Origin of the sequence: Pseudomonas sp. SID14000, assembly GCF_002165135.1 — a bacterium.
Classification (GTDB): domain Bacteria; phylum Pseudomonadota; class Gammaproteobacteria; order Pseudomonadales; family Pseudomonadaceae; genus Aquipseudomonas.
This window is the reverse complement of the sequence record NZ_NFZQ01000106.1, coordinates 1-442: the sequence shown is the minus strand read 5'-3', so window position 1 is coordinate 442 and position 442 is coordinate 1. Positions and strand designations below refer to the sequence as shown.

Annotated in this window: 1 pseudogene; it reads right to left on the bottom strand. The window is 55.0% G+C overall.

The features are described 5' to 3' along the window. Positions 1-442: pseudogene (locus CAY82_RS25125) on the bottom strand (hypothetical protein); the annotation flags it as partial.

Genomic DNA, 442 nt, shown 5'->3' with positions numbered 1-442 from the left:
TACGTCGAATACACCCGGAGATGTAGCCCGACCTGTAAGGGCAGCGCGCAGTGGTTGTGCTACCTTGCCAAGTTTGAGGCCTACTGTTTCTGCATGGGCCCGAACAGCCGCATCGAGCGCGTCTACGGTCCATTCGCTGACTGATTCCAAATGCGGAAGGACAGCTTTCAGAACTTCGCGACCTTCGTCGTTAAGCAGAGATGCGGCCTTCTCATCAAATGCAAGCGGGCGCTTTGCGAAGATAAACTTCGCACCATCAGCAAGCTCAACCAATGTCTTTGCGCGATCTTTAAGGCCCGGCATTGCGGTGAGAAGCTGAGCGCGACCCTTTTCATCAAGGGATGCTTCCAGTTCTTTGCCTCCTTCGATTTCCGGCAATACGGCAATCAGCGCATCAATCAGAGCCTTGTCGGCGCTGTCGCCCACGCGACGGCCTTTGAAT